The 5220-nt window shown below is 65.3% G+C and carries 4 protein-coding genes, 1 pseudogene and 2 riboswitches; of the genes and pseudogenes, 3 read left to right on the top strand and 2 right to left on the bottom strand.

Annotated elements, in window-relative coordinates; genetic code table 11:
* Window positions 1-276, bottom strand: a 276-nt coding sequence (locus tag DC347_RS21210) for a hypothetical protein (protein WP_133247132.1), incomplete at its 3' end; no start/stop codon positions are given.
* A 159-nt stretch (window positions 277-435) separates the two neighbouring features.
* Window positions 436-536, bottom strand: a riboswitch (glycine riboswitch).
* 290 nt (window positions 537-826) lie between these two features.
* A riboswitch (glycine riboswitch) is annotated at window positions 827-925 on the top strand.
* 144 nt (window positions 926-1069) lie between these two features.
* On the opposite strand from DC347_RS21210, the gene cycA reads away from it, so the two are divergent.
* From cycA to DC347_RS21195, 3 genes are all read left to right on the top strand, one after another.
* Window positions 1070-2596 carry a D-serine/D-alanine/glycine transporter gene (gene cycA / locus DC347_RS21205; RefSeq protein ID WP_206073983.1) on the top strand — a complete coding sequence of 509 codons (1527 nt, stop codon included), beginning with the start codon at window positions 1070-1072 and terminating at the stop codon, window positions 2594-2596.
* 78 nt (window positions 2597-2674) lie between these two features.
* Entirely contained in the window at window positions 2675-3478 is an 804-nt protein-coding gene (locus DC347_RS21200; protein WP_018763955.1) for a hypothetical protein, read from the top strand.
* Window positions 3462-4211, top strand: a complete 750-nt coding sequence (locus DC347_RS21195; protein ID WP_109864392.1) for a LamB/YcsF family protein — start codon at window positions 3462-3464, stop codon at window positions 4209-4211. The genes DC347_RS21200 and DC347_RS21195 overlap by 17 nt, the downstream gene beginning before the upstream one ends.
* 163 nt (window positions 4212-4374) lie before the next feature.
* On the opposite strand, the pseudogene DC347_RS21850 reads toward DC347_RS21195, so the two are convergent.
* Window positions 4375-5220, bottom strand: a pseudogene (locus DC347_RS21850) (HNH endonuclease); the annotation flags it as partial.

Raw genomic sequence — 5220 nt, 5'->3', positions numbered from 1 at the left:
CGGCGTCACGGTGTCGTAGTAACCCTGGCCGATCATCTGGACGGCAGTTTTGTTCTTGGCGGCAAGCTTCCGCAGTTCCGTGAGGACTTCAACCTCGCTGAGGGCGTCGGCCAGCTTGAGCGCAGTTTCCTGCCGGATGGACGCGGGGACGGCCACGTCAACCAGGCCGTCCACGCTGTCGTAGCCCACGGCCTTGAGCATGGTGTCGACGTCGGCCTGGCGGCGCGCGCCGATATGGCGGTCCACGAAGGATGTTGGAAGCGACTGAATCGTCATGAGGAACTCCAGGTCTGGCCGGCCAGGGTGGCACGGCGTGGGATGGGTTCCTCCCCGCTCTGTATTGGACCTGAGAGATTCCGCGTTGCCTGCTGGTGGCAGGGGACCGCTTGCACCGTCGGTGAACCAGGCCGGAGCCTGGTTGCTTTCCAGAGTCGCCTCGCCGTGACGGTACATGGGCCTGAGAGATTCCTGGGGAGGATTTGCTCCTACGGCGCCTGCCCGGTGATTCGCCGGGAGGACTCTCCCGTCACAGCTCGAAAGGCTTATTCAAATGTGGGTGATTCGGCTCACAAGGTATCGGGACGAACCCGTCATTGGCAAATCGGCCAGGTTCGGTGAGGGGCTTGACTGGGCGCGTGATGCCTTCGTTCCCCGCTTGTGTCGGAAGGGGTTTGACATTCGATCGTGACGGACACCACACTGAACCCGGGATTGCCGCCGCCGGTGGCTGGCTCAGCGTATCCGGAGCGGCCTACCAGTCGGCGCCTGTCCCGTGCATGCCCGGCGGCGGCCCAAAAAGCCGCCGACCTCCAACTGAATACGCCTTCGACCTGCGGCGGGAGAGTCCTGCCGGGTACACCCAGCAGGCGCCGTAGGAGCAAACCCTCCCCAGGAAACTCTCAGGCCCACGTACCGCCGCGGACAGGCAACTCTGGAAAGCAGCCGGGCATGACCTTGGCTCACCGACGGTGCAAGCGGCTTTGGCTGCGGAAACTCTCAGGTCCACAACAGAGCGGGGAGGAACCAAATCTTTGCGGCTCCAAAAGCCGTTTTATCGATGGAGTTCCTCATGGCGATTCATCCCCCCACGTCCAACAGCGAACCAGCCCGCGGCCAGGGTGCTGCCACGGCGGCCCGCAGCGGGCCTCCCCACCTGGAACGGCAACTCACCAACCGGCATATCCAGCTCATCGCCATTGGTGGCGCGATCGGCACAGGCCTGTTCATGGGTTCCGGCAAGACCATTTCCGCCGCCGGACCTTCCGTGATCTTCGTGTACATGATCATCGGCTTCATGCTTTTCTTCGTCATGCGGGCCATGGGCGAGTTGCTGCTGAGCAACCTGAACTACAAGTCCTTCAGTGATTTCGCCGCCGACCTCCTGGGTCCGTGGGCAGGCTTCTTCACCGGGTGGACGTACTGGTTCTGCTGGGTGATCACCGGAATCGCGGACGTCATCGCCATCGCCGGGTACTCAAAAGAACTTTGGCCGGCGCTGCCGCTTTGGATCCCGGGCCTGGCCACGGTGGGCATCCTGCTGCTGCTGAACCTCGCCACGGTCAAGGCGTTCGGCGAGACAGAGTTCTGGTTCGCCCTCATCAAGATCGTCGCCATCGCGGCCCTGATCATCGTGGGACTTTTCATGATCTTCACCGGTTTCCAGAGCGACGCAGGCACGGCTAGCTTCACCAACCTGTGGAGCCATGGCGGGTTCTTCCCCAATGAGTTCATGGGCTTTGTGGCCGGATTCCAGATTGCAGTATTCGCCTTCGTGGGCATCGAACTGGTGGGCACCACCGCCGCCGAGGCCAAGAATCCCGAGCGCACGCTGCCCAGGGCCATCAACGCCATCCCCGTCCGCGTGCTGCTCTTCTATGTCGGCGCGCTGGTCATCCTCATGGCAGTCACCCCGTGGACCCAGTTCGCCGCCGGCCACAGCCCCTTCATCGGGATGTTCTCCGTGGCCGGCCTGGGCGCCGCGGCCACGGTGGTCAACCTCGTGGTCCTCACTTCGGCGATGTCCTCTGCGAACTCCGGCATCTACTCCACGTCCCGCATGGTCTTCGGCCTGGCCCAGGAAGGCGACGCCCCCGGTGTCTTCAGCCGGCTCTCCACGAGGAAGGTGCCCAGCAACGCGCTGTTCCTGTCCTGCGTCCTGCTGCTGTCCGGCGTCGTACTCATGTATGCGGGCCAGGATGTTGGCATGGCCTTTGAAATGGTGACCACCGTGTCGGCCGTCTGCTTCGTCTTTGTCTGGTCGATCATCCTCGCGAGCTACATCTCTTTCCGGCGTCGCCGCCCGCACCTGCACGCGGCCTCGAAGTTCAAGATGCCCGGTGGCATCCCCGCCGTGTGGGTGGTGTACGCGTTCTTCGCCTTCGTTCTCTGGGCCCTGACCACCCAGCCCGACACGCTCGCTGCCCTGCTGGTGACTCCCGTCTGGTTCGTCATCCTCGGCGTGGCGTGGGCCATTCTCCGGCGCCGTCTCGCGCACCTGGCCCGCTTCGAGGTCTTCCGGGCCGAGCTTCGGGCCGACGAGGCCGCCGGTCGCCGCGGCGAACGCGCGGACGCAGAAGAGCCGGCCCAAAAAGTGTAAGCATGCTTAGTGTTTATCCACTTAGGATGGGATGACACGGCAGCCACGCGCTGCAGGTCGATTTGAATGAAGGTGACCATGGCCCGGCGCAGCAACCCCGCACTCCGTATCGCACAGGAAACCGCCCATAACGCGATGTTTGACGCCCAAGGCAAGCCCAAGCCCGGCGTTCACAACATGCTCCTGAAGGCCGTGCAGATCCAGCGGCCATTGGTGGTGGGCTACATCCGGAGGCTCCAGAAGAAGCATCCGCGGGCCACAGCCGCGCAGTTGGCGGACATCGCGGAACGCGACTACCTCCGGGCTGTCGCCGGAGGAGGCGCCCTGGTTGGTGCCACCGCCGTCGTCCCCGGCGTTGGAACCGTGGCGTCGCTGGGACTTTCCGCGGCCGCCACAGTTGGCTTCCTGGAAGCCACGGCCCTTTACGCAACGTCGCTGGCTGAACTGCACGGCATCAGGCTGACCAACCCGGAGAAAGCCGGCACCATGGTCATGGCCATCATGCTCGGCGAAGAGGGCACTGCGCTGCTGGGGACCCTCAGCGGCCAGGCAGCCGGCAACAGCGCAGGCAATGCCTGGGGGAGCGTGCTGTCCAAGTCGATGGTGGTGCCGGGATTCGGGAGCGTCCGTAAGCGGATCCAGTCGGCCTTCCTGAAGAACCTCCTGAAGCGGCAGGGCACTGCGTTATTTGGCCGCGCCCTGCCCTTCGGGATAGGGGCTGTTGTGGGTGGAGCCGGTAACCTCATGATGGGCCGCGCAGTGGCCAGGAACGCCCGCGAGGCTTTTGGGCCGATGCCGGACACCATTCCCGGCGAGCTGACCGCCGCTGCCGCGCCGGACAACCTGACGCTGGAAGGCAACACACTTGGATCTCAACGCTGACGTAGGGCAATCATTCGGCTCCTGGACGGCAGGAGGCGATCCGGCGATGTTCCAGGTGGCCACGAGCGTAAACGTGGCGTGCGGCCTCCACGCCGGTGACCCCATCACCATGCTGGACAGCTGCAGGGCCGCCTACGAACTGGATGTCACCGTCGGGGCCCACCTCGGCTACCGCGATCTGGCCGGCTACGGCCGCCGCGCGCTGGACATGAGTTTTGATGAGCTCTTCGGTGACGTGCTGTACCAACTGGGGGCGCTCGACGGCGTAGCGCATGCGGTGGGTGCCTCTGTGGACTACGTCAAGCCTCACGGAGCCCTGTATGAAGCGGTGATCCATGACGCCGAGCAAGCCTCCGCCGTGGTGGCGGCCGTCAACGCCTACGATCCCGGCCTGCCCATCCTGGGCTTCCCCGGCTCGGAGCTGCTCAAGCAGGCCAAGGAAGCGGGGCACCCGGTGTTCGTCGAGGCCTTCGCCGACCGTGCCTACCGCGCCGATGGCAGCCTGGTGCCGCTTTCCGAGGACGATGCCGTCCTGTACGACGTCGATGCGGTGGTCGAACGGGCTGTTCGCCTGGCTACGCGAGGCGAAGTGGCGGCCGCGGACGGAACTGTCATTGCGTTCCGGCCGGACTCCCTGTGCATTCACGGTGGGACTCCTGACGCCGTAGAGATGGCGGCCCGGATCAGGGCAGGGCTTGAGGCAGCCGGCGTCGGGCTGGAGTCCTTCGCCTAGGAGCCTGCAGCCGTAGGGCATGCCGGCTTAGCTGCTCCAGCGGCACCGCAGCTGACCGGAATCGCCTCAGCGTCACGTCCGGCTGTACCGGAGTCACTCTGACCGGGCCTGGGTTACTTCGGCTGAACCGGGGTCGCCCCAGTGTCACTTCAGCTGACCGGCGTCACTCCGACAGGGCAAACGGCGTCTCGAAGAACTCTGCCCAGAGCGGGTCTTCCGGTGACAGGTCACTGAGGTCTATGAGGTTGGCGTCGTCCGGTTCCCATGGCGGGAGGTCTTCAATGCCTGCCTGTTCGCCGTGGAATTGGATGGGTATTGCATGAGTTCTGGCCGGCAGGGTTCCTGGTGGCCAGTGGGTTGGTTGGGGGTCGTGTTGTTCGGGTTTGTAGTGTCGGCCGGTGGGTGAGGTCCAGCCGGGTGGTTTGTTTTTGGTGGCTGGGTCGGGGGTCCAGGTGCTGTGGTGTTTGAGGCGGTGGTGTCGGGGGCAGAGTTGGGCCAGGTTGTGGGTTCCGGTGGTGCCGCCGTGGTGCCAGGGGTTGAGGTGGTCGGTGTCGTTGTCGGGGGTGTGGTTGGTGCAGCCGGGGAAGGTGCATGTGGTGTCCCGCAGCCGGATCCATTGTTTGATGGTCTCCGGGAGCCGGTAGCGGGTGCGGCCGATGTCCAGGGGTGCCCCGTCGCGGGGGCGACCAGGACCCGGTAGAACGATTCCGCGCCGCCGGCGACGAGCTTTCGTGCCATGGATGCCGGGACCGGCCCGATCCCGTCCAGCACGGCCGGCTCATCGGTGAGGCCGAGCAGGGAGAACACCGGGACCGTGACCAGGACATCGGCCCGCGGCGTGGGGATCTTGCCGATAGCACCGGCATCTGCGGCAGCTTCACCCGGGGCTGTCGCGTTTCCGGCGCCGAGGAGCAGTGACGCGGCGACGTCGGCGCGGAGCTGGGTGAGGGTGCGGGGCTCGTCGGGGGTTTGGAGGCCGCGGGCAGTTGCGGTGCTGCGGTTCCAGATC

It is taken from the genome of Pseudarthrobacter sp. AG30 (assembly GCF_003116525.1).
In the GTDB taxonomy this organism is placed as follows: domain Bacteria; phylum Actinomycetota; class Actinomycetes; order Actinomycetales; family Micrococcaceae; genus Arthrobacter.
The sequence above is the reverse complement of the archived record's forward strand: the minus strand, read 5'-3'. Positions and strand labels throughout refer to the sequence as shown.